The sequence below is a fragment of the Xenorhabdus sp. SGI240 genome (assembly GCF_040081915.1).
Classification (GTDB): Bacteria; Pseudomonadota; Gammaproteobacteria; order Enterobacterales; family Enterobacteriaceae; genus Xenorhabdus; species Xenorhabdus bakwenae.
Map to the genome: position 1 here is coordinate 37,492 of NZ_JBEBMB010000001.1, position 26,035 is coordinate 63,526.

The window sequence follows — 26,035 nt, forward strand, 5'->3', positions numbered from 1 at the left end:
AAGGTATATAACAAAAAATAGCTGATGAGTAGACTCCTAAGGATTATTCGCGATGAAAACCATTTATTTAGCTTCTGGCTCCCCAAGACGGCGGGAGCTGGTGGAATTATTGGATTTTAATTTTGAAATCCTGGCATCTCAGGTCGAAGAAAAATGGTGTGCAGGCGAGTCTCCACAGCAATATGTTACTCGATTAGCCAGAGAGAAAGCCCTGACTGGCGTAGCCATTGCACCACATGCTTACCCCGTCCTGGGGGCTGATACCATTGTTGTATTGAATAACCGAATTTTGGAAAAACCGCGAAATCAGCAACATGCTGTGGAAATGCTTAACGCTTTGTCTGGTCAGTGCCATCAGGTCATGACGGCTGTTGCTTTATCGAACAATCAACATACCTTGTGTGAGACAGTCATTACAGATGTGATATTCCGCCAGTTGTCCCAACGGGAAATACAGGAATATATTGCCACTGGGGAGCCAATGGATAAAGCCGGCGCTTATGGCATTCAAGGTAAAGGCGGTTGTTTTGTCAGAAAAATTAATGGCAGTTACCACGCTGTTGTCGGCTTACCACTGGTGGAAACGTATGAATTAATCACACGATTTTTAGCGTTAGCTGATGGGAAGGACTATTCATGACAGCAGAGTTATTAGTCAATATAACACCGTCCGAAACGCGGGTTGCTTATATTGATGGCGGTATCTTACAAGAAATTCATATTGAGCGGGAAGCCAAAAGGGGCATTGCCGGAAACATTTACAAAGGGCGTGTGAGTCGGGTTTTACCGGGTATGCAGGCGGCTTTTGTCGATGTTGGGCTGGAGAAAGCCGCTTTTTTGCACGCTTCGGATATTGTGCCCCATACGGAATGTATTGCCGGTGAAGAGCGGAAAAATTTTCATGTCAGGGATATTGCTGAATTGGTGCGTCAGGGGCAGGATTTACTGGTTCAGGTAGTGAAAGATCCTCTGGGGACAAAAGGTGCCCGTTTGACAACGGATATTACCTTACCGTCACGTTATTTGGTGTTTATGCCGGGAGCATCGCATGTTGGTGTTTCACAGCGCATAGAGAGCGAAGAAGAGCGTGAGCGCCTGAAAAGCATCGTTACGGAGTATTGTGATGAGTATGGGGGGTTTATTATCCGCACGGCCGCTGAAGGGGTGGGAAAAGAAGAGCTGGTACAAGATGCGGCATTTTTAAAGCGCCTGTGGAGTAAAGTGATTGAACGTAAGAAACGCAATATCACCAAAAACAAGGTCTATGGTGAATTAGCGCTGGCGCAACGTGTGTTACGGGATTTTGTTGGCGCTTCCCTTGATCGCATTCGGGTCGATTCCCACCAAACATTTCTCCAATTGCAGGAATTTATTGATGAATATATTCCTGAAATGAACGCTAAACTGGAACATTATCAGGGAAATCAACCGATATTTGATTTGTACGGCGTGGAAAATGAAATTCAACGGGCGCTGGAACGTAAGGTGGAATTAAAGTCAGGCGGCTATCTGATTATTGATCAGACAGAAGCCATGACGACAATTGATATTAATACCGGTGCTTTTGTTGGGCATCGCAACTTAGATGAGACTATCTTTAATACTAATATCGAAGCAACACAGGCGATCGCCCGACAATTAAGGCTGCGTAATTTGGGGGGGATCATTATCATTGATTTTATTGATATGGGTAATGAAGAACACCGTCGCCGTGTATTAGCTTCCTTGGAACAGGCATTAAGCAAAGACAGGGTGAAAACCACCATTAATGGTTTTTCACAATTGGGTTTGGTGGAGATGACGCGCAAGCGTACACGGGAAAGTATCGAACATATTTTGTGTGATCATTGTCCAACGTGTCAGGGGCGTGGCACGGTAAAATCCGTCGAAACCGTCTGTTATGAAATCTTGCGTGAAATTGTACGCGTCAACCATGCAATTGATGCCACTCGTTTTCTGGTTTATGCCTCGCCAGCCGTAAGTGATGCCCTAAATGGGGATGAGTCCCACGCATTGGCCGAGGTGGAAATTTTTGTGGGTAAACAGGTCAAAGTGCAGACGGAACCGCGTTACAGTCAGGAGAAATTTGACATCATTATGATGTAACACACTCAGTTAATTTGTAAGAGCTAGTTTGTAAAAGCGAGTCTGTAGAAGACAGTTTGTAGAAAACTGGCTTGCAGAGAAATAGCGCTGCAACCAAGGAGAAATGTGTGAAGCGACTGCCGGGGATACTATTAGCGACAGCCGCAATAGTCATTATCATTGTGGCTTTGCTTGTCAGCGGGTTGCGTTTCTTCCTGCCTCACATCAATGAATATCGTCAGCAATTAGTCGAAAAAATTGCTGACGTGACAAACATTCCTGTCAATATTGGCGACATAAAAGGTCATTGGGAGCCTTTTGGCCCTAGTCTGGAAATCCGCGATATCAGCGCAAAAACGGCAGATGTCGATATTCACGCCAAAAAGGTGATGCTTTCTTTGGATGTCTGGCGCTCACTGTTACAACGGCGCTGGCATTTTCGTGATCTCGCCTTTTACCAGCTTCAGGTCAATTACGATAAAGCGCTGTTTGGCGCAGAGGGCGAAAACAGGCTTTCCCAGCCGGATAGCCTCTCCACCCTGTTTCTTGAACAATTCAATCATTTTGATTTACATGACAGCCGATTGACCTTTTTGACGCCATCGGGTGAAAAAGCCGATTTGCTATTACCACAGCTAATGTGGCTGAATCAAGGCAACCGCCATCGGGCACAAGGCAGCGTAAGCCTCTCTTCGATTAATGGGCAGGAAGGTATTATTCAGGTGAAGCTTGACCTGAAAGATAGTGATGGGATTTTGGATAATGGCACCGTTTATTTGCAGGCCGATGATATCGACATGCGACTGTGGTTAAGCCGTTGGTTAAGGGATAATACAGGGTTGGATAATGCCCATTTCAGTTTAGCCAGTTGGATCACCTTGCAGAATGGGCGGATTGATAGTGGACGTATGCAGCTTAGGCACGGTGGCGCCAATTGGCATATCGAAAATGAAAAACATCGGCTTGAAGTGCGTGATTTCCTTGTGCAGATGCGTCGCCAGGGCGAAGGGTGGTTGTTTGAAGTCCCCAATCTGGCAAGCCTGAAAACTGATGAGCAACAGTGGCCTGAAGGGAAGCTAGCGACACTGTATGTTAAGCAGTCACCGCAATATCAGGGTAATGATCACTGGCGTATTCGTGCCGAAAATATTCAGCTTGAATATTTAAACGGGATATTACCGATACTCTCTTTTGTGACACCGGATACGGTCAAGGATTGGCAGCATCGACGGCCAAAGGGGATGATTGACCATTTGGCCCTCGATATCACGCCAGCGCTTCCTGATGACATGGGAATTCGCCTGAAATGGCAGGATGTAAGCTGGTTACGTTGGAAGGAACTGCCCTCAATCAACCATTTCAGTGGCAGGTTAGAGGGAAATAAGCAGTGGGGAAAGCTCAATCTTGCACTGAAAAACAGCACCATTGATTATGGCAATATGTTTCAGGCTCCGCTTGAGATTACCCGCAGCGAAGGGCAGGTATCCTGGAGAAATGGTCAAAATGGCCTGGAAGTCTGGAGCCAGGGGCTGGATTTGCAGACCAAATCGCTGTGGCTCAATGGGAATTTCCATTACCTAAAACCTCACAGCAAACCGCCTGTTTTAGCCATGTTAGCGGGAATTCGAGCCAATGATCTGGGTGAAGCCTGGCGCTATTTTCCCAAGCCACTGATGGGAGGCGCCCTGACAGACTATTTGACCGCCTCCTTGATTAAGGGAAAGGTCGATAATGCGACCTTGGTTTTTCATGGTGATCCACATGATTTCCCGTTTAAACAGAACAATGGTCAATTTCAGGTATTTGTACCGCTGCGCCATGCCACCTTTCAATACCAACCTGATTGGCCGGCGCTGTTCGATTTGAATATCGATCTGAATTTCCAGAATAACGGATTGTGGATGCTGGCACAGAAAGCGCATTTGGGAAAAGTGGAAGCGAATCACGTCTCGGCAGTGATCCCGGATTACGGTAAGCATAAGCTGTTTATTGATGCGTCACTCTCTGGGGACGGGAAGAGTATCCATGATTATTTCAACCACAGCCCGATGGCAGACTCGATTGGCAGCGCCCTCGATAACTTACAGCTTAATGGCCGGGTGGATGGTAAGCTCCATATAGATATTCCCTTGCAGCATGGCAAAGTTGTGGCGAGCGGAGAAGTGGCGCTGAAAGATACCCATCTGTTCATTAAACCATTAAATAGCGAGATGACGCATCTCAATGGCAAATTTCGCTTTGACAATGGCAAGTTAAACAGTGAGACATTGTCTGCTCACTGGCTGGGAAATCCTTTGTCCCTGAAGTTTTCTACCCAAGACTTGGCAAAACATTATCAGGTTGATGTAAAACTGAACTCACATTGGGCGGCGAAGGCATTACCGGAACTTCCGACGGAGATCCGTAACAAGCTATCTGGAACGCTGAATTGGCAGGGAGATGTCAATGTGACGATACCTTCTGGTGAATCAGAACGTGACGTCAAATATCGTGTTGCAGTTAATGCAGATTTGTCACATTTAAACAGTCAATTACCCATATTGGACACAGAATCTCTGCGGGAATGGCATAAGGTTAATCTCCATGCTGAAGGTGATATGAATCAGCTCCAGCTCAAAGGATTAATGGGCAAGCGATATGCTTTCAATACCCAGTGGAGGCTGGAAGAAGCCCATGCCAAATTGCAGCGAGGTATTTTTCAGACCGATGATACGGGTATTCCTGCGCTGCCGAAAAAATCATTGTTGGCTGTAAATTTGCCTGCCATCGAGGGTGAAAAATTATTGCCGTTGCTTGAACTGCTGCATTGGAAGCCCTCGAAAGAGAATGGTTCACTGTGGCCAGGCATAGTTGAAATTTCATTGCCTGCACTGGATCTTGCTGGACAGCGTTGGAATCAACTCACATTCAGTGTCATGCAACAAAACAGTGAAGTAACCGTGCTTGCAAAGGGGAAAGAAATTAATGGCAACCTACTGATTAAAAATCATAAACCTATTCAGGCATCAATCAATTATCTTTATTACGATCCTCTGTTTGCGACAGATCCGTCGGTTGATGACAAAAAGTTAATGTCAGATAAGGTGCCCGTTCCCCATTATGCTTTGAACAATTGGCCTGCATTGGATGTTAAATGCGCAGAATGCTGGGTGGCTGGATTAAAACTCGGCAAAGTATCTGGCTCGATCAAGCCAGAAGGTGATTCTCTGGTTTTGACCAATGGACAGATGGAAAACAGCGCCGGAAACCTGACATTATCCGGGCGTTGGTATGAAAACCACACTGGAAGTTATAGCCATATCAAGGGTCAGTTATCAGGCGAAAAATTCGATGATATGGCCGCTTATTTGGGCTTTATCGTTCCGATTGTGGATGCACCTTTCAAATTTGATTTCAATTTGAAATGGCACAATGTCCCGTGGCAGCCAGATCTCAAGACATTGAATGGCACGTTGACGGGAGACATGAAAAAAGGGGCTATCGCCAAACTGGGCGGTGGCAGGGCCGGGCAATTATTCCGGCTTATCAGCTTTGATGCGTTGCTGCGTAAATTACAATTGGATTTCAGTGACACATTCAGTAATGATTTCAACTTTGATTCCATTCGTGGTGACGCGACGATAAAAAATGGCGTCATATATACCGATAACTTTCTCATTGATGGATTGGCAGCGGACATTAATGCTACAGGGCGGACAGATTTAGTTCATCGTCAGATCAATATGGAACTGGTCATCACGCCAGAAATTTCGACAACGGTGGGCGTCGCAACGGCCTTTGCCGTTAATCCGGTGGCCGGCGCCGCAATTTTTGCCGCGACAAAAGTGCTGAGGCCCCTATGGAACAAAATATCGGTCATTCGCTATCGGCTAACGGGCAGCCTTGAACAGCCTAAAATTGATGAAGTTTTACGTCAGCTTAAGGAGAATAAAGGGTCATGAGAAATGCTAATGTTGCACTTTTACAATTATGCAGTGGTACGAATGTCAAACATAATCTAGCGCAAATTGAACAGCAGATTAAGCAATTGCCAGAGACAGTAAAACTGGTTCTGACACCTGAAAATGCCCTGTTGTTCGCTGATGCTGATACCTACCGCGCACATGCAGAAATGCAGGGCGATGGGCCATTGCAACAAGCTGTGAGCGAAATTGCGCAACGTTACGGTGTTTGGCTGCTGATTGGCTCTATGCCGCTGGTCAGTCGAGAAGATCCTACTCGTATCACCAGTAGCAGCCTGCTGTTTGATGATCAGGGAGAAATTCTGGCCCGTTACGACAAAATTCACATGTTTGATGCCAATATCAACGATGAACACAGTGCCTATAACGAATCGACTATTTACCAGCGTGGGGAGCATATTACTGTTGTTGATACGCCGGTTGGTCGCCTGGGGATGGCTATCTGTTATGATCTGCGTTTTCCGGGACTCTTTCAGGCATTGCGTGAACAGGGTGCGGAGCTTATTTCCGTCCCTGCGGCTTTCACCCGCTTGACGGGTAAGGCGCATTGGGAACCCTTGCTGAAGGCCCGTGCCATTGAGAATCAATGTATTATTCTGGCTCCTGCCCAGGTTGGTGTACATGGCACTCGCAGGACATGGGGACACACAATGGCGGTCAGTGGCTGGGGAGAAATTATCAAGAAAAATCCTCTGGCCGTCAGCGCATTACAGCTTAATATTCGTCGGGAGAGTTTGACTCACATGCGTGAGCAGATAAAAGTGGTGAAACACAATCGCTTCCGTCCACAACTGACTTCTTTGATAAAAAAGAATACAAATTAAGATAAAAGAGTAATCAATATGAGTTTAACTTATGTCAGTGAACATTTACTGGCTGCTAATAATTTGAATCATCAAGACTTATTTTCGGTACTGGGTCAATTGTCGGAGCGTCGTCTGGACTATGCCGATCTCTATTTCCAAGCCAGTTATCATGAAACATGGGTATTGGAAGACCGCATCATCAAAGAGGGTTCCTATAATATCGATCAAGGCGTGGGCGTTCGCGCGATTAGCGGAGAAAAAACGGGTTTTGCTTACGCAGATCAAATTACCTTAAATGCGTTACAGCAAAGCGCTCAGGCTGCACGCAGCATCGTACGGGACGCAGGTAATGGCATTTCGCACACGTTAGGTGCCGTGACGCATAAGGCACTTTATCCGGCCATTGATCCTTTGCAGAGCATGAGCCGGGAAGACAAAATTGCTTTGTTGCATCGCCTTGATCAAATTGCACGGGCGGAAGATCCCCGGGTACAGGAAGTGAGTGCCAGCCTGACCGGGGTTTATGAACAAGTGCTGGTGGCGGCGACAGACGGTACATTGGCAGCGGATATTCGCCCATTGGTACGCCTTTCTGTCAGTGTATTGGTGGAAGAAGAGGGTAAGCGTGAGCGTGGCGGTAGTGGTGGTGGTGCTCGTTATGGTTACGAATATTTCCTGCGTACTGAAAATGGTCAGATCCTGGCAGAGCAGTTTGCGCGTGAAGCGGTTCGCATGGCACTGATCAACTTGTCAGCGGTTGCAGCGCCTGCGGGTACTATGCCTGTCGTATTGGGTGCTGGATGGCCGGGAGTTCTGCTACATGAAGCGGTGGGGCACGGTCTGGAAGGGGACTTTAACCGCCGCGAAACTTCTGTTTTCTCTGGTCAGGTTGGGCAACAAGTGGCTTCAGAACTGTGTACGGTGGTGGATGACGGCACACTTGAAGGTCGCCGTGGTTCACTGGCGATTGATGATGAAGGCGTTCCGGGGCAATACAATGTCCTGATCGAAAATGGCATTTTGAAAGGCTACATGCAGGATAAACTCAACGCTCGCTTGATGGGTGTGGCTCCGACCGGTAACGGCCGCCGTGAATCCTATGCCCACTTGCCGATGCCACGTATGACTAATACCTATATGCTGGCGGGGAATTCCACACCAGAAGAAATTATCGCCAGTGTGGATCGTGGGCTGTATGCACCGAATTTCGGTGGCGGTCAGGTGGATATCACATCGGGTAAATTTGTGTTCTCAACCTCTGAAGCCTATTTGATTGAAAACGGCAAAATCACCAGGCCAGTAAAAGGTGCGACCTTGATTGGTTCGGGGATTGAAGCTATGCAGCAGATCTCAATGGTTGGAAATGATTTGGCTCTCGACAAAGGTGTAGGGGTTTGCGGTAAGGAAGGCCAAAGTGTCCCCGTGGGTGTTGGTCAGCCAACGTTGAAACTGGATAGCCTGACCGTAGGTGGAACAGCCTGATAATTTCTTGAGCAATAGATCGCATAGATACCGCCTTTGCCAACTCAGAGAAAGAACAGATTGATGTTCTGACTGAGCAGAGCCGTGTTGCGGGCTATCAACCCTGGCTATATTCAGTTATCTGTTGAGATGAATATTATCCACGTGACGCCGCAAAAAAGAACGCGCTTTGCGGCATTAATATTGTTGTTAGAAGAAGCCGAAGGAGAGCTGGAAGGGGAATGGCGGTTTAATGTGATAGATTGAGTTTTTTCTTCTGCTGGGATGTTGTCGGGATGCCTTGAACTGCCGAAATGACCGCCAATTCTTAACGAAATGGCGGTGATGGAGGGTTAAGCTGATTCCGATAACTCTTTCAAATACTGGAAAATTTGACGGTAGGATTTAGGTGGCTTGTTAGCGGCCTTTTCCTTTTTCGCATTACGAACCAATGAGCGAAGTTGCTGGCGATCAGTATGTGGATACAGTGCGATGACTTCTTCAAAGGCATCATCATTTTCGAGCAGTTTGTCACGTAGTTCTTCCAGTTTATGTAACACAATGATTTGCTGGTTGTGACGGTTTTTCAGTTTATCCAACGCCGTAGTGATTGGCTCAGGATCGCGGGCGCGCAACAGTTTGCCAATTAATTGCAATTGACGGCGGCGTCCTTCCCGTTTGATTTTCTGTGCCAACTCAATAGCTGCCAGCAAATCTTCATCCAGTGGAATTCGCGCCAGTTGATTTTTACTCAGTTCAACCAGTTCCGTTCCCAACTTTTTCAGTATTTCAGCATCCCGCTTGATTTCACTTTTACTGACCCAGATTATCTCTTCTTCTTCCTCTTCAGCAGGATAATTGTCGAGCCAATCTTCAGGCTGCATTGCCATAATTGTTTTCCTTCTAAAAAGGCCGGATAAGGTATGTTTTGGAGCATGACCTATCGTCCGGTGGGTGTTAACATCCTAATATTGTGTATTGTAACTGGGAAAATTGCCTGATTACCACTCTACATTCGTGTCATGAACCGAAAGCAGGCATTTTTTCTGACGAATTCTCCCTTTACTTCATTGGATTACGGTTAATTAATGAGAGTTACCAATCAACAAATCGCGGAACAGCGCAAACTGCTGGAAGAGGCGGTTGCCCATGCGCTGGATTTAGCGAAAGCCGGTAGTGATGCTGCGGAAGTCGCGGTCAATAAAACGACGGGGATTAGCGTCAGCACTCGTTTTAGTGAAGTCGAAAATGTTGAGTTTAACAGTGATGGCGCATTGGGGATCACGGTTTATCACCAGCAGCGCAAAGGTAGCGCTTCCTCAACCGATCTCAGCCCAGAAGCGATAGCCCGTACTGTGCAGGCCGCCATTGATATTGCGCGTTATACTTCGCCTGATCCTTATGCTGGCCCGGCCGATAAAGCGTTATTGGCATTCGAAGCGCCTGAGTTAGATCTTTTCCATCCCGCTGATCTGGATGCAGATAAAGCGATTGAGTTGGCAGCCCGTGCTGAACAGGCGTCATTACAGACAGATGAGCGCATTACCAATACGGAAGGCGGAAGTTTCAATAGCCATTATGGTATTCGGGTGTTTGGTAATAGCCACGGTATGCTGCAAAGCTACTGCTCAAGTCGTCATTCTATGTCAAGCTGTGTGATTGCCGAACAAGATGGCAATATGGAGCGCGATTATGCTTATACCGTGAGTCGCCATTTTGACGGGTTGAAATCGCCTGAGTGGGTGGGGCAAGAGTGCGCGCGTCGTACGCTTTCTCGTCTGGGAGCGCGTAAATTACCAACGATGAAAGCGCCAGTTATCTTTTCTGCGGAGGTGGCTACGGGGTTGTTCGGTCATTTGGTTGGCGCGATCAGCGGTAGCAGCATTTATCGTAAATCTTCTTTCTTGTTGGATAGCCTGGGCAAACCTATCTTGCCTTCATGGCTGACGATTGAAGAACAGCCGCACTTATTGCGTGGGCTAGCTTCAACGCCATTTGACAGTGAAGGCGTGCGTACAATACCACGTGATATTGTTAAGGAGGGGGTTTTGCAGACTTGGTTACTGACTTCCTATTCTGCCCGTAAATTGGGAATGGTGAACACGGGCCATGCAGGTGGAATTCATAACTGGCGTATTGCGGGTCAGGGTCTGGACTTTACTGGCTTGTTGCGTGAAATGGGTACGGGCTTGATCGTCACTGAGCTGATGGGGCAGGGTGTTAGCGCGGTGACAGGTGATTATTCTCGCGGCGCATCCGGCTTTTGGGTTGAAAATGGCGAGATCCAATATCCTGTCAGTGAGATCACCATTGCAGGCAATTTGAAAGATATGTGGGCGAATATGGTGACAATCGGTGATGATATCGAAACACGTAGTAATATTCAGTGTGGTTCGGTGTTACTGCCGGAAATGAGTATCGCCGGTCAGTAGGGATACTCAATCAACAGCAGCCAGTTTGGTGTCACTGAGCTGGCTGGAAATTAGCGGTGGTACTCACCCGCCGCTTCGGGCTGGTAAAGTAGTTCTAATACTTTTATTCGGGTTGTTTCACCGTTTGGCAATTTCCATGTTATTTCATTATTCACCCGCAAGCCCAGAAGAGCGGCACCCAAAGGAGCCATGACGGACAGATGTTTGGTGCTGTCTTGCAGGGACGCAGGGTAGACCAGTGTACGAACACGCTCTTCATCACTGCCCAGATCAATAAAGCGAACTTCACTGTTCATGGTGACAACATCGGCCGGGATATCTACCGGAGCCACTATTTCGGCTCTATCCAACTCTTCGTTCAAGGCCTCTGCGATGCGGGTATTGGCAAAAGCAGGTTGTTCCAACAGAGAATCTAAACGCTCGGCATCCAATTCATTGATAATGATTTTAGGTTTTTTCATACCACACTCCAAATTAGGCTCAATATAAAATAACACCCCACATCGCAAGGAGGGGGGTGTCATTTTCAAAGTGATTAAAATGATATTAGGCTGTTCTGCCACGAAAATAAAGAGATCATGATCACGAACTGTTTTGCATTGTTAATGAAACACGGCTTATCCGTCATGGAAAAAAAGAACAGTCTGCCATCATTTTGAACGGTAGATTATAAACCTGTCGTGACGATACGTGGGTTGGTTTCTCCCCAAATGGAAGAAAGCTCAACAACATGCATTCCTCCCCATTTCTGAATATCAGACTGGGTGATTTCGTCGTTACCTTGTTTACCGAAAATAACCACTTCATCGCCACTCTTCACTTCCGGCAAGTCAGTCACATCGACCATCACGGTGTTCATGGAAACGCTACCGACAACAGGGGCACGGTGACCGTTGATCAGAACGTAAGCTTTGTTTGACATGGAAGAACTAAAGCCATCAGAGAAACCAACCGGCAAGTTAGCGAGCCTGGAATCGCGTTGCAGAATGTGAGTGTTGTCGTAACCGACACCATTACCTTTAGGATAGGTTTTAACAGAAGCAACACGGGTTTTCATTTGAATCAATGGCTTGAATTCTGGGTAGCTAGTGGTCAGAATGCCGTACAGCGCACTGCCAACGCGTGCCATGTCGAACTGTGCTTCAGGAATGCTCAGTGATGCAAAAGAGCTTGATGCGTGCAGCGTGATTTCGTCTCTGTTCAGATTTGCTGTTTTGATCAGCCAGGAAGTTTGTTCTTTGAAGTTTTTAATGCTGTCACGGATTGCATCCGTATCGGTGAATGCATGGTGGCTCATCATACCAACCAGTTTCAGGTTAGATAACTGAGCGATTTTCAAAGCTTCTTGCTTGCCCTGCTCCGTTTTCATTTCCAAACCATTACGGCTCATAAGACCTGTGTTCAGCATCAGATGAACGCGAATGGCTTTACCGTGTTTTTTGGCTAGTTTATCAATAGCTTGGGCGTGATCCAGATCGCCGATCATCTCTTCCATGTCATAGCCTAGTGTGCTTTCGATTTCAGTGATGTTGGCCGTACGGACACGTATCAATTGTCCTTTAAAGCCGCTTTCACGCACGATGCGGGCTTCTTCATTACTGGTGACGCCTACACAAGGTACGCCAGTTTTGATGATGGATGGCATCAGCAGATCGATACCATGACCGTAAGCATCGCCTTTCAAAACCGCACACATTTTAGTGCCTTTATTCAGTTTCTTTTGCAGCGTGTGAATATTATTTTCGAAAATCGTGGTATTGATTTCAACCCAGGCATTATTGGTTGCTGCGATGCTTTCTGCATGGGTGTTATCTAAAGAGAGTACAGGCGCGGCTTGGGCAACACCTTGGGACAGACTCAAACCAAGAAGAATTGCCAGTGTGGTTTTATTAAAACGCATGATGTAAATCTCCAGTTTAGGAACTGTATACATAATGTTCTTCGTGTCATTGCGTTTTAATAATAAGTTTTTTCTAATTTAATTTCACATGGTTAACTTGTTGAAAGCTAACATTTATTATCTATATCATACTATTTATAAATAATTAGATTAATTAACTAAATTAATAATAAAAACGTATTATTTTTACTCTTGGTGAAAATTTAACGAGCAGATTATATTAATAATTTTTTATCTTTGGTCAGTTTTAATCACTGATTTCGCGTTTACCTTGGCAATAGGCCACACCGAAGCGCTCTCTAATGGTCTGCTCTGTATAGTCAGACCGAAAGAGGTTTCTTTTTTGCAATATGGGGATAACGTGATCGACCATAACTTGAAGTGCGTCAGGAAATGAATCAAAGTTCAGGTTGAACCCATCAGCAGCACTTTCCAAAAACCATTTTTCCATATCATCAGCAATCATTTCAGGAGTTCCCAACAACATGCGATGCATTCCCATATTTTGTAAAATAAGCTGATAAACGGTTAGGTTTCTGGTTCGGGCAAAATTCACTATCTCTGATAAGAAGCCTTTGGAAACAATATCTTTAGATGATTTTTCGATGAGTTGATAAGGGAGAGGTTGGTGTAGCTTCAGGTCGTCAGGCTCTATCCCCAATTGCCGGGCTAACATGATAATATCTTCATCTACATTCCTGAGTTCGTCCATTTTTGCCTTTCTTTCTTGTGCCTCAGCGAGTGTTGAACCAATGATGGGGAATAAACCCGGCAAGATTTTTAGCGAGTTTTCGCTGCGTTTTTGAGCTTTCACTTTTGCTCTCAGGCATCGATAAAAATGTTTTGCTCTTTCAAAAGAGGTCTGTGAGGTAAAGACGATATCGGCAAATTTTGCTGCCAGCGCTTGTCCTGCTTCAGACGAACCGGACTGTACCAGCAGTGGCATGCCTTGAGGACTGCGAGGAAGAGTTAAGGGCCCGGTAACGGTGTAATATTGTCCATGATGATCAATACTATTCACTTGGGCAGGATCGGCAAACATCCCACTTCTTGCATCAGCAATGAGCGCCTCCTTTCCCCAGCTTTCCCATAACTTCATGACAACCTGAATGAATTCTTTTGCCCGTGTATAGCGCTCTAATGAGCTGGGTAACAGAATTTTTCCAAAGTTTTTTGCGGCGGCTGGATTATAGGTAGTAACGGCATTCCAGCCTATTCTGCCTTGGCTAAGATGATCCAGCGTTAAAAATTGTCGCGCTAAAATAAAGGGGTCGCTAAAGGTGGTGGATGCGGTACAAATAAATCCAAGATATTTTGTTACTGACAGGATTGATGACGAAACGATTAATGGATCTAACATCTGCGAAGGGCCATGGGGGTGGCCATGTAATGACAATGAATCAGAAAAGAACAGCGCGTCAAATTTGCCTAATTCTGCCAATTTTGCAATTTCTTGATAAAAATGCGGATTTATAAATGCACGGGTATCGTTTTGGGTTCTCCACCCTGCGGGGTGCTGACCCACTCCCACTATATGGCAGTTAAGATGCATTTTTCTTTTATTATTAGACATAATGAGTTTCCGCTTTTGGGCTAAATATTTTTTATAATATCAAGAGGGTTTATTCAGATTTAATATTTCTTGCATTTCTTCTGACAAGCCTATTGTATTTTCTCCGTGACTTAATTTTGTTGCTTTCCAAACACATTGGCCTATTACTTTAGGATGATATCCGTTCACATTCATAACTTTAATAATGGCAGGGCCATAGGCAAGGCCTATGCCAATTCTTAAAGGTGGGAAATTATATCTATTCCATAAAATAGCATTAACATGATTAATTGTATTATTAATGCATTGTTCAGCAGCTAGATAAGCTTTATTGATTACATTAACCCGGTTGTCAGATCCAATGTGAAAAAGGATTAATGCTCCATCACCCAGCAACTCGGTTGCTTTTCCTCCTTCTTGTGCGGCTGTATAAACAATCGCTGGAATTAAAGCGGATGTCTCATAGACAACTCTTTGTAAACCACACTCTATAACAGGAGAGGTGGGAAGCTGTTTGAAACTAGAGCTGGAGTCCCTCATATCCATCATGAATACCACGAATTCACCAACTTCAGGCTTGTTGTTCTCTAAGACAGGGTAGCCAGGGATGAACGTTTTTACCATTTCTTTTTCTGACACTGGCTTAAAATAATTTTTGTAACTGAAGTCGGAAGGGAATGGATAATTTACCGATCCATTCGTGTTAATTTTATTATTTTTATTAGCGTTATTATAAAAATTATCACTAATAAAATTCATGGGTATATTAGTTTCATTTTTATATTCATTTAATTTATGCCGAACTTGTTGCCATTCTTTTTCAGCACAATCGAGATTAAAATTAATTAACTCTATCAGGTCATTATCGGAACGAGGTTCAGTTGTTTTTTCTTCTGATTTCATTATTTTTAACTTTTTTCATAGTTGCCTTGATGGCTGGAGTTAAGGCTTTTAATTTATGTAATCGGAAAGCTAAATATTGGCTGTTTATTCTTTTGCTAATGTTCTATTTCAAGTATTGAATATAAGGTTATTTTGCAATAAAAGGAATAATTATTACATTACCTGTTATATATCAGGAAATAAATTAAGACTCAAGCTATATATGCCAATCCAATTTCAAGATGCGTGTTATATTTCTCTACGTAGCGGGGAAATATAAGGCCTCGTGTCGTCTTGAGGATTGCAACTTGAAGTTTATCAAGTATACACTTCGTCTTTCAAAATTGCCTCTTAAGACAATATCTTTATTGGGATTGGGAGAAGGGCGTGTTACTCTTCGTCAAATCCTGCGTTGAAGAGTTCAATAATGGCCGCCAGTGCTTGTTGTTCATCCGGCCCGTTGACTTCAACGTCAATATGGCTGCCTTGCTCAGAATCCAGCATCAGCATGGCAATGACGCTGCGGGCCTCGGCCTGTAAGTTACTGCTATTGCGCAGTATCACTTCTGATTGAAACTGTTGTACCAGATCATGCAGTTTCATCGCAGGCCGGGCATGCATTCCGAGCCGATTTTTAATTTCAAGTCGTTGTTTGACTGTCATGGCTTGTGTTATGCGTATTACTTGCGTTTTTCCAGTGTGCGATGGCGTGATTGCACGTTTTTGCCACGGGAACGAAAATAATCAGCCAACTGTTCTGCCACATAGACTGAACGGTGTTTACCGCCTGTGCAACCAATAGCGACCGTCAGATAGCTGCGATTATTGGTTTCCAGCATGGGTAGCCAAAGCTCAAGATAGCTACGGGTCTGATAAATAAAATTATGAACTTCTGTATGGCGATCCAAAAATGCAGCCACAGGGCGATCCAAACCCGTCATTGGGCGCAGTTTAGGGTCCCAGTGAGGGTTTGGCAGGAAACGTACATCGAAAACATAGTCTGCGTCGATAGGAATACCATGTTTGAATCCAAAAGATTCAAACACCATCGTTAATTCTCGTTCCCGTTTGCCTAATAGACGTGTCCTGAGCATTTCCGCCAGTTCATGAACGGACATTTCAGAGGTATCAATGATCAAGTCAGCGCGTGAGCGCAGGGGTTCAAGTAAATCGCTTTCTTGGTCAATGGCACTTTCCAGTGACAGGTTCTTGCTGGAGAGTGGATGCAGGCGGCGTGTATCACTATAGCGGCGGATCAGGGTATTACGATCAGCATCAAGAAACAGTAATTGTGGTGAAAAACTGTCAGGTAATTGCGTCAGTGCTTCTTCAAAAATTTCTGGCGACTCCGGCATATTTCTGACATCAATGCTAACCGCAGCCGAGATATCACGTTCAGCCAGTGTGTTTGCCAATTCTGGCAGTAACACAACGGGCAGGTTATCCACGCAATAGAAGCCCATATCTTCCAATGCCCGCAAAGCAACGGATTTCCCAGAACCTGAACGACCACTGACTATCATCAGCACCATGAGGTGACTCCCCCTAAATGTTTATAATTATAATCGCTATTTATTCAGTAATAATTTTATACAGTTCTTCATCATTCTGCGCTGAACGCAGGCGACGGCAGAGGCTTTTATCTGCAAGGCGCTTTGCAATCAATGATAGTGAGTGTAAATGGGTCTGACACTGGTCTGATGGCACCAATAAAGCAAACAGCAAGTCAACAGGTTGATTATCAATGGCGTCAAAGGTAATGGGTTGTTCCAGGTGTAAAAATACCCCAACGGCATTATCCGAACACGCTTTACTCAATTTGCCGTGAGGGATCGCAATCCCGTTGCCAATTCCTGTTGTGCCGACTTTTTCGCGCGAAAGAATAGCCTCGAATACGGTATTTTCCGGCAGTTCAAGCTGTTTTGATGCCAGCTCACTGATAATCTCTAAGGCGCGCTTTTTACTCGAACAAGGTACGTTGTTGCGTGTACATGCGGGTGAAAGCACAGAGCTTAGTGGTAAATCTGTTTTGTTGTTCATTTCTTTATTCACTTAGGGCCTTGTTATATCGGATGCCTGATGAGGCATCCGGTATTAATGCACTGCGCTCTAAAACCGATCGACAGATCGCACTCATTACCTAGTACTAATTACCTAGTACTATAGGGCGTTATAGACGGTGTTATAGATAGAACAGTGATAATTTTATGACAGCCCCGTTGCCTAAAAGCGATTAATGTTGTCTCAATTTACTTTTGTGTTTGGTCAATTGATGCGCCAGCTTATCTGCCAGTACATCCATTGCCGCATACATGTCTTCATGTTCTGAGGTTGCATGCAACTCACCTCCATTAACATACACAGTAGCTTCGGCGATCCGTTGTACCTTTTCTACTCGAAGGATGACCTGAATGAGGGTAATTTTATCGAAATATTGATTCAATTTGCCGCATTTGGTGTTCACCACGTTGCGAAGTGCATCGGTGATTTCAATATTGTGGCCTGTAACATTGAGTGGCATGGTTTTGAGTGGCATGGTTTTGAGTGGCATGGTTTTGAGTGACATAGTGTTTTCCTTCTCTGTGTTGTTCAAGCCAATTTTTTACGTTGGTTTGAAGGCGGGATGGATAACGACTCTCTATATTTTGCGACTGTCCGGCGAGCCACTAGAATACCTTGTTCAGCGAGTATGCTGGTCAATTTACTGTCACTCAGTGGTTTGACCGGGTTTTCTGCCGCGACCAGTTTTTTCACCAGAGCACGTATCGCGGTAGAAGAGGCTTCACCACCACTGTCGGTATTGACGTGACTGGAGAAAAAATATTTAAGTTCAAAGATCCCGCGTGGACTATACAGGTATTTCTGGGTCGTCACGCGGGAAATGGTGGACTCATGCATGTCAATCTGATAGGCGATATCAGCCAATACCAGTGGTTTCATGTGTTCCTCACCATATTCAAAAAAATCTTGTTGCCGTTCAACAATACAACGGGCGACTTTCAGCAATGTTTCATTACGGCTTTCGAGGCTCTTGAGCAGCCATTTGGCCTCTTGTAAGTTATTGCGTATGAACAGGCTGTCACTCTCATTGTTGGCCCGTTGTCCCAGTGCTGCGTAGTGTTGGTTGATGCGCAGACGGGGGATGCTATCGGTATTTAGCCTGACTTGCCAGCTTTCATTTTCTCTCTGTATCAATACATCTGGAATAACGTACTCGGATTCACCGGTATTGGCTATCAGGCCAGGTTTTGGTTCCAGTGATTGGATGATATCAATTGCCCCTTTCAGGGTACTTTCTTTTAATTTGCTCTGACGTAATAAATTACGGAAGTCTCGGTTACCCAGTAGTTCCAGATAGTTGCTGACAATAAGTCTGGCATCATTCAGATAAGGTGTCTTTGGCGGCAGCATTGCAAGCTGGATAAGTAAGCATTCGCGTAAGTCACGGGCAGCAACTCCGATCGGATCAAAATGTTGTATGCGTTTGAGAACGGTTTCGACCTCTGCCAAAGCCAGTTCATCATCCCCGATACTGGCAAGGATCTCTTCGATAGAAATGGTCAGGTATCCGGAGTCATCAATGGCATCTATGATTGAAGTGGCAATAGCAGCGTCCGTTTCGGTAAAGGGCGTTAATCTTGCCTGCCACATGAGATAATCTTGCAAGGTTTGGGTAGTTTCACCCTGATATACGGGGAAATCATCAGCGCTATAGTCACTGTGAGTGCCTGATGGTGTGCCAGCGGTGTAAATTTCATCCCAACTGGCATCCAGTGGTAACTCTTCAGGCATATCCCTCTGTTCAAGCGCTTCACGGGTATCCATGACTTCGGTTTCGGCATCAGTATCAGAAAGTGCCTGATTCTCCACTTCCTGATGCGGGTCATCCTGTTCAAGCAGTGGGTTCGTTTCCAAAGCTTGCTGAATCTCCTGCTGAAGTTCAAGCGTAGACAGTTGTAACAAACGGATGGCTTGCTGGAGCTGTGGCGTCATCGTCAATTGCTGACTGAGCCTGAGTTGCAGACTTTGCTTCATAACGTTACCACTTTCTCCTTAGTCTGGCCTGAATAGTTCCTTGAATCGCATCTGATAGAAGGATAAGTGTTAAAGACGGAAACCTTCACCCAAATAGACGCGTTTGACCTGCTCGTTATTCAGGATGTCATTTGGTGTACCGTGGGCAATCAAGTGGCCCTGACTGACGATATAGGCACGTTCGCAGACATCCAGTGTTTCACGCACATTGTGGTCGGTAATCAGGACACCTAATCCGTAATCCCGCAGATGTTGAATGATCTTTTTAATATCCAGTACGGAAATGGGGTCAACGCCGGCAAAAGGTTCATCCAGCAGGATGAATTTAGGATTGGCGGCCAGTGCACGGGCAATCTCCACACGACGGCGTTCACCACCGGAAAGTGATTGACCAAGGCTATCACGCAAGTGAGAGATGTGAAACTCTTCCATCAACTCTTCTGCACGTGTTTTTCTCTGCTCCTGATTCAGATCCTTGCGGATCTCCAGTACCGCCATCAAATTATCGAATACACTCAAACGACGGAAGATGGAAGCTTCTTGAGGCAAATAACCTATCCCCCGGCGTGCACGTTCATGCAGGGGCAGCAGGCTGATATCGTCTTCATCAATGGTGATAGAGCCGGCATCACGGGGAACAATGCCGACGACCATATAGAAAGTGGTGGTTTTGCCTGCTCCATTAGGGCCAAGTAAGCCAACAATCTCCCCTGACTTCACGTTTAGGCTGACGTTCTCAACGACCTTACGGCCTTTGTAGGCTTTCGCCAGATTTTCTGCGTTTAATATTGCCATCAGTCGTTATTTACCCTTTTTCTGAGTGTCAGCGCCGTTAACACCAGAACCTTTTTCTTGCAGCTGGGCAGGTAACAGGACGGTGGTGACATGTTTACCTTTATCACTAAACGCTTCCATTTGTTGTGTCGGTACGAGATAAGTGATTTTATCGCCTTTGATATTGCTGTCTAGCTGTTCAAGATAGGCGTTTCCCATTAGGGTAACCAGCTCTTTATCCATCTCATAGCGCATCTTTAATGCATGGCCTTTGAGGGGTTTACCATCATCTTGCAATTGGTAAAAAGTGGCAGGATTACCGAATGCTTCAATAACGGTCTTGTCGGAATTTCCTTCCGGGCGGGTAACAACGACTTTATCTGCATGAATGTCGATCGAGCCTTGTTTTACGATAACATTATCCGTAAATGTGGCAACGTTTCCCGTCAAATCTAACGACTGTCTTGCTGAGTCGATGGTAATGGGTTTTTTTGTATCATCTTTTAAGGCCAGTACAGGCAGGCTGACGGCAAAAAGTGTACTGGCAATAACGGAATTACGGATTAGGTTGTTCATGTGAGATCTCATATTGAGTGGTCACCTTTTCAATCAGTTCAGCAGTTTTGTTTCGCAGATTGCCACGCATTTTCATGCCAACAGATTTCAGACCGACCCCAATAAGAGTGACTCGGTCATCAGATGCGACATCTTGGGTTGTCAGATTGACGATCGCATTGTCTGTTGTGATCCGCTGCAATTGTGACGCATCGTTCAGGCTATCCACTTGGACATCCCCGTACAGATAGAGCATCTTATCTTGGGTCAGTTTGGCCTTGTTGGCACGTACTGTCCATGTTGCTATCGGGGTTCCGGGGGGACCATTGGGGGCAAATGTTGTCAATACCGGGTTGGTAAACCAGGTCAGTTTAGTTTCCGTATAGTTTTTAACATCGTCAGCGACCAGTTTGTAAGATAACTTACCTTCCGGATCGTAGACAAAAGTAATGGCTTCCTGGGTTTGATAAGCAGGATAACCATCATCCGCAATGGCTGATGAGGCATCATCATTGACACTCGATAAATTCCAGCCAATCAGCGCAAGCGCGATCAGTGCCAGTAGTGCGATCAGCCAGGATTGAAATTTGCTCATTCTTTTTTCAGTTTTAATTTATATGGATAATCCTTTGGCATCTTCGAGCTTATTCTGAGCGAAGAGTACCAAATCACACAGTTCCCTGACTGCACCGCGGCCGCCGGCAATCTGAGTCACATAATCTGCTTTTGGCAACAGTAATGGGTGGGCATCAGCAACTGCAACAGATAATCCCACTTGTGCCATGACCGGCCAGTCAATAAGGTCATCACCAATATAGGCGACTTGCTCTGGCTGCAACGCTAGTTTATCCAACAGTTCCTTATACGCCAAAACCTTATCGTTTTGTCCTTGGTAAAGATAGGTAATACCCAGTGTTTCTGCCCGATTTTCCAGCAGTTTTGCTTTGCGGCCAGTGATGATGGCCACTTCAATACCGGAGGTGATTAAACAGCGGATGCCATAACCATCACGAACGTTAAAGGCTTTCAGCTCTTCGCCTTCATTGCCCATGTAGATAAGCCCATCAGACATTACGCCATCAACATCACAAATCAGTAAACGGATTTGGCGGGCTTTTTCGATAATGACTTTATTAACTGGGCCATAACAGGTGTTCAGGTACTCTTTTTGACTCATTAAGACATTCTCTTAAGATTGATATCATGCTTGTTTGTATCAGTTTACTTGCTTTATAGAAGACCGGCCTACACAACACCGGCCTGCAAAAGATCGTGCATGTGTAATACACCCAGTAATTTGTCACCTTCTGTGACCAAGAGTGAGGTGATATGGCGTGATTGCATCAGGTTTAGCGCGTCAACCGCCAGTGCATTGGGTTTAATCCGAATACCGCCGGCAGTCATGACATCTGAGATTTTTGCATTGTTTAAATCAATGCCCATATCGAAAACACGGCGTAAATCGCCATCGGTAAAAATACCACTGATTTGTCTGTCATCATCACAAATAACCGTCATGCCCAATTTTTTGCGGGTGATTTCCACTAAAGCCTCACGCAGCGTCGCTGTCCGGGGAACCCGGGGAATGTCATTACCCGTGGTCATTAAATCACTGGTCAGCAGCAGAAGTTTGCGTCCGAGTGTTCCACCCGGATGGGAAAGCGCGAAGTCTTCGGCCGTAAAGCCACGGGCCTGCAAGAGCGCAAGGGCTAATGCATCGCCCATGACGAGTGTGGCGGTGGTGCTGGTGGTGGGGGCTAATCCCAATGGACAGGCTTCTTGTGGAACTTTGATACACAAGTGGATGTCTGCGGCTTTGCCCATGTTACTGTTGCGATTATTTGTCATGCAGATGAGCGGGACTTTTTGCCGCTTGAGTACGGAAATTAACGCCAGAATTTCATTTGATTCACCGGAATTGGAAATCGCCAGCACGATATCTTTTGCTGTGACCATGCCGAGATCACCATGGCTGGCTTCGCCAGGATGGACAAAGAACGAAGGTGTACCGGTGCTGGCAAATGTCGCAGCGATTTTTCGTCCAATATGACCAGATTTGCCCATCCCCATCACAATGACTTTTCCTTCACAACTAAACATTAATTCACAGGCTTGGCTGAAATCGTCATTAATGTATTGTGCCAGGCCAGCCAGCCCTTCAAGTTCAATCTGTAATACTTGCTTACCTGCTTGCTGAAAATCGATTTTAGGCATTTTTATTTCCCACTCAATTGGCAATTACTCAGTACCGTAACAATTAGAAACAAAAAGTACGACAAAATAAGCGATAAAACAGCCCAGTAGCAAGATGCCGTTCAATCGGTTCAGTCGATGCTTTCTTCCCAGACAAAATACCGTGAATAGTATACTCGCGGCCATCATGACCCAAAAATCCCGGGAAAATGCTTGAGGTGAAAAGGCACTGGGGGAAAGTATGGCTGGGATACCCAGAACAAGAGTGGTATTGAATACGTTGGAGCCAACAATATTGCCCATTGCCATGTCATTCTCACCTTTTATGGCCGCAGCAATAGTGGTGGCAAGCTCAGGCAAGCTGGTTCCTACGGCAAGCATGGTCAGGCCAATCACCAGTTCGCTGACACCGTAAATACGTGCAATAACGGTTGCATTATCAATCACCATACGGGTAGAAATGGGAAGAATAATTAACCCCAGAACGACCCAGAGAAGCGCAATTCCTTTATTGCCTTCGAGCGGCAATTCGGCATTTCGTTCCTGGGTATAGCTATCAGCCCTATTGTGTTGAGAGAAAGTGGTCATCTTTATCATCAGAGAAATAAAGAAGAGGGCTGAAAACACTAAAAGAATACCATCCAGTCGGCTCAGGTAGCCATTGGACAACAAATATCCTGCAAATGCGGTGATCGCCAACATCAGGGGCACTTCTTGTCGCAGAATTTCTGATTTTACCCCGATTGGCCGAATGAGCGCTGCGGCTCCCGTAATGAGCAACAGGTTAGTAATATTGGAACCAATGGCATTGCCGATGGCCATGTCTGGCTGTCCGTCTAAAATGGCTGTGACAGAAACCATCAGTTCTGGCAGGGAGGTTCCTATTCCCATAATAACCAGGCCGACAATAAAAGGGGGAATTTTCATGGTGCGGGCAAAAACGGCCGCACCATAAACTAATCTATCGGAACCATATACCAGTAAAATCAACCCGGTAATGAGCAGTACAATTGTCAGAAACATGAGGTTCCCTTAAATAAGTTTTATTCCGAGCATAATGCTAATAATGGTTGATTTTTAAACATGGAATGTTTATTCAGCTAGACTTATACATTCTGACGATCCCGCGATAAAAAGTAAAATTTGTCACAACATTGCTAACGCAAAATTGGACAATTTTTTGTAGTATGCATGATTAATTATTTAAATACAGTCATGAAGACAGTTCTATTAACGGTTAGGGGCTATCAATGATGAGTCAACAAACAGCAAATCTTATTGAGATCTGCGGAATGCATTTCACCCGAGGCCAGCGCCCGATTTTTGCTGATATTAATCTGACCGTTCCGAAAGGAAAAATTACCGCCATTATGGGACCTTCCGGTATAGGAAAAACCACCTTGCTGCGTTTGATTGGGGGGCAAATTCGCCCTGAGCGCGGTGAAATTTGGTTTGATGGCGATAATATTCCGGCATTGTCCCGCCCGCGTCTGTATGCTGCCCGCAAGAAAATGAGCATGTTATTTCAGTCAGGTGCCTTGTTCACCGATCTGAATGTTTTTGACAATGTGGCTTTTCCCCTGCGTGAGCATACCCAACTGCCTGAAGTGTTGATTCACACAACCGTGATGATGAAGCTGGAAGCGGTCGGGTTGCGTGGCGCTGCGCACTTGATGCCATCGGAACTCTCTGGCGGTATGGCAAGGCGAGCCGCATTAGCAAGGGCGATTGCACTCGATCCTGACTTGATCATGTTTGATGAACCCTTTGTGGGTCAAGACCCCATCACGATGGGTGTTTTGGTGAAGCTGATCGATGAGCTGAATCATGCGCTTGGTGTTACGTGTGTTGTGGTTTCCCACGACGTGCCTGAAGTACTGAGTATTGCCGATTATGCTTATATTGTGGCTGAGAAGAAAGTGATCGCAGAAGGTACTCCCGATCAGTTGAGAATGAATCAGGATCAACGGGTACGGCAGTTTCTTGATGGTATTGCTGATGGACCTGTACCTTTCCGTTTCCCGGCCGGGGATTACAAAACTGAGTTATTAGGATGATGGAATGTTGATGTTAACACGGGCATTAGCAGCAATGGGCCGACGTACGATTGAGGTTACGGCTTCATTCGGACGTGCGGGCTTTATGCTGTTTAATGCAATCATTGGTAAGCCAGAGCCAGCCAAACAATGGACACTATTGCGTCAGCAACTGTATAGCGTAGGTGTGCAGTCGCTTCTGATTATTGTGGTTTCAGGGCTGTTTATTGGTATGGTGTTGGCCTTACAGGGCTATCTGGTTTTAACCACATTTAGTGCGGAAGGCAGCCTTGGCATGATGGTGGCGTTATCACTACTACGTGAACTGGGACCTGTGGTGACTGCACTACTGTTTGCGGGGCGCGCGGGTTCAGCGTTGACCGCCGAAATTGGTTTGATGAAAGCCACTGAACAGATTTCCAGTCTGGAAATGATGGCGGTTGATCCGCTGCGCCGCGTTATTGCCCCGCGTTTTTGGGCTGGTTTTATCAGTCTGCCTTTACTCTCCTTGATCTTTGTGGCTGTGGGGATCTTGGGTGGCGCAATAGTCGGTGTGGATTGGAAAGGCATTGATGGGGGCTTTTTCTGGTCGTCCATGCAATCTGCGGTGGAATGGCAAAAAGATTTGTTCAACTGTTTTCTCAAGAGCGTGGCTTTTTCTATTACGGTAACCTGGATTGCACTGTTCAATGGTTATGACGCTATCCCAACATCGGAAGGGATCAGCAGGGCAACGACGCGCACGGTAGTTCATGCGTCGTTGGCGGTATTGGGTTTGGATTTTGTGCTGACAGCACTGATGTTTGGGAACTAATTCGATGCAAAGCAAGAAAAATGAAATTTGGGTGGGAGCTTTTGTCTTGATTGCGTTGGCTGCAATCGTATTTTTGTGCCTCAAAGTTGCAGATATCCGATCTTTCGGCAGCCAGCCAACTTATCGTGTATATGCCACATTTGACAATATTGGTGGTCTGAAAGTCCGTTCACCGGTGAAAGTTGGCGGGGTAGTTGTTGGTCGCGTGGAGAAAATCTGGCTGGATCACAAAACTTATACGCCACAAGTTGAATTGGATATTTTCACGCAATACGACAATATTCCAAATACCAGCTCGCTTTCTATCCGAACTTCAGGGTTACTGGGAGAGCAATATATTTCTCTCAATATCGGGTTTGATGACCCTGATTTAGGGACTGCCATGTTGAAAGATGGCGATCGTATTGAAGATACCAAGCCTGCGATGGTACTTGAAGATTTGATTGGACAGTTCTTGTATAAGAGTAGTAGCGGGAATCAAGGAAAATCCGCTTCGGCACCTGAACAAGCACATTAAGTTAGCAATCCACTGCTTAGGAGAAATAACA

The 26,035-nt window shown here is 45.6% G+C and carries 26 protein-coding genes; 10 read left to right on the forward strand and 16 right to left on the reverse strand.

Annotated features, from left to right (window positions below; translation table 11 throughout):
• Positions 1-52: 52 nt before the first annotated feature.
• From ABLA76_RS00125 to ABLA76_RS00150, 6 genes are all read left to right on the forward strand, one after another.
• Complete coding sequence (locus tag ABLA76_RS00125; RefSeq protein WP_348986394.1) at positions 53-640, forward strand: Maf family protein; 588 nt, start codon at positions 53-55, stop codon at positions 638-640.
• Positions 637-2,106, forward strand: coding sequence for a ribonuclease G (gene rng / locus ABLA76_RS00130; RefSeq protein ID WP_047768722.1), 1,470 nt, complete (start codon positions 637-639; stop codon positions 2,104-2,106). Before ABLA76_RS00125 ends, rng begins: the two co-directional genes overlap by 4 nt.
• Before the next feature lie 107 nt (positions 2,107-2,213).
• Complete coding sequence (yhdP, locus tag ABLA76_RS00135; protein ID WP_348986395.1) at positions 2,214-6,026, forward strand: AsmA2 domain-containing protein YhdP; 3,813 nt, start codon at positions 2,214-2,216, stop codon at positions 6,024-6,026.
• On the forward strand, positions 6,023-6,871 hold the full coding sequence (nit1, locus tag ABLA76_RS00140; RefSeq protein WP_047768726.1) for a deaminated glutathione amidase: 849 nt from the start codon (positions 6,023-6,025) through the stop codon (positions 6,869-6,871). The genes yhdP and nit1 overlap by 4 nt, the downstream gene beginning before the upstream one ends.
• An 18-nt stretch (positions 6,872-6,889) precedes the next feature.
• On the forward strand, positions 6,890-8,335 hold the full coding sequence (tldD, locus tag ABLA76_RS00145) for a metalloprotease TldD (RefSeq protein ID WP_348986396.1): 1,446 nt from the start codon (positions 6,890-6,892) through the stop codon (positions 8,333-8,335).
• Between the two features lie 87 nt (positions 8,336-8,422).
• Entirely contained in the window at positions 8,423-8,581 is a 159-nt protein-coding gene (locus tag ABLA76_RS00150; RefSeq protein WP_348986397.1) for a hypothetical protein, read from the forward strand.
• Positions 8,582-8,667: 86 nt separating this feature from the next.
• Here the strand turns inward: ABLA76_RS00150 and yjgA are convergent, their stop codons facing one another.
• The gene (gene yjgA / locus ABLA76_RS00155; RefSeq protein ID WP_348986398.1) at positions 8,668-9,204 is read right to left on the reverse strand and encodes a ribosome biogenesis factor YjgA; all 537 of its coding nucleotides are present in this window, start codon (positions 9,202-9,204) and stop codon (positions 8,668-8,670) included.
• Between the two features lie 198 nt (positions 9,205-9,402).
• Here yjgA and pmbA point away from each other — a divergent pair, with 198 nt between their 5' ends.
• Entirely contained in the window at positions 9,403-10,746 is a 1,344-nt protein-coding gene (gene pmbA, locus ABLA76_RS00160) for a metalloprotease PmbA (RefSeq protein WP_348986399.1), read from the forward strand.
• Positions 10,747-10,796: 50 nt separating this feature from the next.
• Here pmbA and rnk read toward each other — a convergent pair whose 3' ends face one another.
• The 15 genes from rnk to ABLA76_RS00235 form a co-directional block, all read right to left on the reverse strand.
• Complete coding sequence (rnk, locus tag ABLA76_RS00165) at positions 10,797-11,207, reverse strand: nucleoside diphosphate kinase regulator (RefSeq protein WP_348986400.1); 411 nt, start codon at positions 11,205-11,207, stop codon at positions 10,797-10,799.
• A gap of 206 nt (positions 11,208-11,413) precedes the next feature.
• The gene (alr, locus tag ABLA76_RS00170) at positions 11,414-12,646 is read right to left on the reverse strand and encodes an alanine racemase (RefSeq protein ID WP_348986401.1); all 1,233 of its coding nucleotides are present in this window, start codon (positions 12,644-12,646) and stop codon (positions 11,414-11,416) included.
• Between the two features lie 247 nt (positions 12,647-12,893).
• Positions 12,894-14,219, reverse strand: a complete 1,326-nt coding sequence (locus tag ABLA76_RS00175; RefSeq protein ID WP_348986402.1) for an LLM class flavin-dependent oxidoreductase — start codon at positions 14,217-14,219, stop codon at positions 12,894-12,896.
• Positions 14,220-14,258: 39 nt separating this feature from the next.
• Positions 14,259-15,101 (reverse strand): hypothetical protein, encoded by an 843-nt coding sequence (locus tag ABLA76_RS00180; protein WP_348986403.1) that lies wholly within the window; start codon positions 15,099-15,101, stop codon positions 14,259-14,261.
• Positions 15,102-15,470: 369 nt separating this feature from the next.
• Positions 15,471-15,743: a PTS phosphocarrier protein NPr gene (gene npr, locus ABLA76_RS00185; RefSeq protein ID WP_047768742.1), complete on the reverse strand. Its 273-nt coding sequence runs from the start codon at positions 15,741-15,743 to the stop codon at positions 15,471-15,473.
• A 17-nt stretch (positions 15,744-15,760) separates the two neighbouring features.
• Positions 15,761-16,612 carry an RNase adapter RapZ gene (rapZ, locus tag ABLA76_RS00190; protein ID WP_047768744.1) on the reverse strand — a complete coding sequence of 284 codons (852 nt, stop codon included), beginning with the start codon at positions 16,610-16,612 and terminating at the stop codon, positions 15,761-15,763.
• A 40-nt stretch (positions 16,613-16,652) separates the two neighbouring features.
• A complete protein-coding gene (gene ptsN, locus ABLA76_RS00195; RefSeq protein ID WP_348986404.1) occupies positions 16,653-17,120 on the reverse strand; it encodes a PTS IIA-like nitrogen regulatory protein PtsN in 468 nt (155 codons plus the stop codon).
• A 193-nt stretch (positions 17,121-17,313) separates the two neighbouring features.
• Positions 17,314-17,601 (reverse strand): ribosome hibernation promoting factor, encoded by a 288-nt coding sequence (gene hpf, locus ABLA76_RS00200; RefSeq protein ID WP_348986452.1) that lies wholly within the window; start codon positions 17,599-17,601, stop codon positions 17,314-17,316.
• 68 nt (positions 17,602-17,669) lie between these two features.
• On the reverse strand, positions 17,670-19,115 hold the full coding sequence (rpoN, locus tag ABLA76_RS00205) for an RNA polymerase factor sigma-54 (RefSeq protein WP_348986405.1): 1,446 nt from the start codon (positions 19,113-19,115) through the stop codon (positions 17,670-17,672).
• 69 nt (positions 19,116-19,184) lie between these two features.
• Complete coding sequence (gene lptB, locus ABLA76_RS00210; RefSeq protein WP_348986406.1) at positions 19,185-19,910, reverse strand: LPS export ABC transporter ATP-binding protein; 726 nt, start codon at positions 19,908-19,910, stop codon at positions 19,185-19,187.
• 6 nt (positions 19,911-19,916) lie between these two features.
• The gene (lptA, locus tag ABLA76_RS00215) at positions 19,917-20,465 is read right to left on the reverse strand and encodes a lipopolysaccharide ABC transporter substrate-binding protein LptA (RefSeq protein WP_348986407.1); all 549 of its coding nucleotides are present in this window, start codon (positions 20,463-20,465) and stop codon (positions 19,917-19,919) included.
• Positions 20,446-21,039 carry an LPS export ABC transporter periplasmic protein LptC gene (gene lptC / locus ABLA76_RS00220; RefSeq protein ID WP_348986408.1) on the reverse strand — a complete coding sequence of 198 codons (594 nt, stop codon included), beginning with the start codon at positions 21,037-21,039 and terminating at the stop codon, positions 20,446-20,448. The genes lptA and lptC overlap by 20 nt, the downstream gene beginning before the upstream one ends.
• An 18-nt stretch (positions 21,040-21,057) precedes the next feature.
• A complete protein-coding gene (gene kdsC, locus ABLA76_RS00225) occupies positions 21,058-21,621 on the reverse strand; it encodes a 3-deoxy-manno-octulosonate-8-phosphatase KdsC (protein ID WP_047768762.1) in 564 nt (187 codons plus the stop codon).
• 68 nt (positions 21,622-21,689) lie between these two features.
• Positions 21,690-22,658 (reverse strand): arabinose-5-phosphate isomerase KdsD, encoded by a 969-nt coding sequence (gene kdsD, locus ABLA76_RS00230; RefSeq protein ID WP_348986409.1) that lies wholly within the window; start codon positions 22,656-22,658, stop codon positions 21,690-21,692.
• Positions 22,659-22,682: 24 nt separating this feature from the next.
• A complete protein-coding gene (locus tag ABLA76_RS00235; protein WP_348986410.1) occupies positions 22,683-23,660 on the reverse strand; it encodes a calcium/sodium antiporter in 978 nt (325 codons plus the stop codon).
• Positions 23,661-23,890: 230 nt separating this feature from the next.
• On the opposite strand from ABLA76_RS00235, the gene mlaF reads away from it, so the two are divergent.
• Genes mlaF through mlaD form a run of 3 tightly spaced genes read left to right on the forward strand, consistent with a single transcriptional unit; the run spans position 23,891 to position 26,004 of the window.
• Positions 23,891-24,694, forward strand: coding sequence for a phospholipid ABC transporter ATP-binding protein MlaF (mlaF, locus tag ABLA76_RS00240; protein WP_189758744.1), 804 nt, complete (start codon positions 23,891-23,893; stop codon positions 24,692-24,694).
• Positions 24,695-24,704: 10 nt separating this feature from the next.
• Positions 24,705-25,487 (forward strand): lipid asymmetry maintenance ABC transporter permease subunit MlaE, encoded by a 783-nt coding sequence (gene mlaE / locus ABLA76_RS00245; RefSeq protein ID WP_285811811.1) that lies wholly within the window; start codon positions 24,705-24,707, stop codon positions 25,485-25,487.
• 4 nt (positions 25,488-25,491) lie between these two features.
• Entirely contained in the window at positions 25,492-26,004 is a 513-nt protein-coding gene (gene mlaD / locus ABLA76_RS00250) for an outer membrane lipid asymmetry maintenance protein MlaD (RefSeq protein ID WP_047768767.1), read from the forward strand.
• The last annotated feature ends 31 nt before the right edge of the window (positions 26,005-26,035 follow it).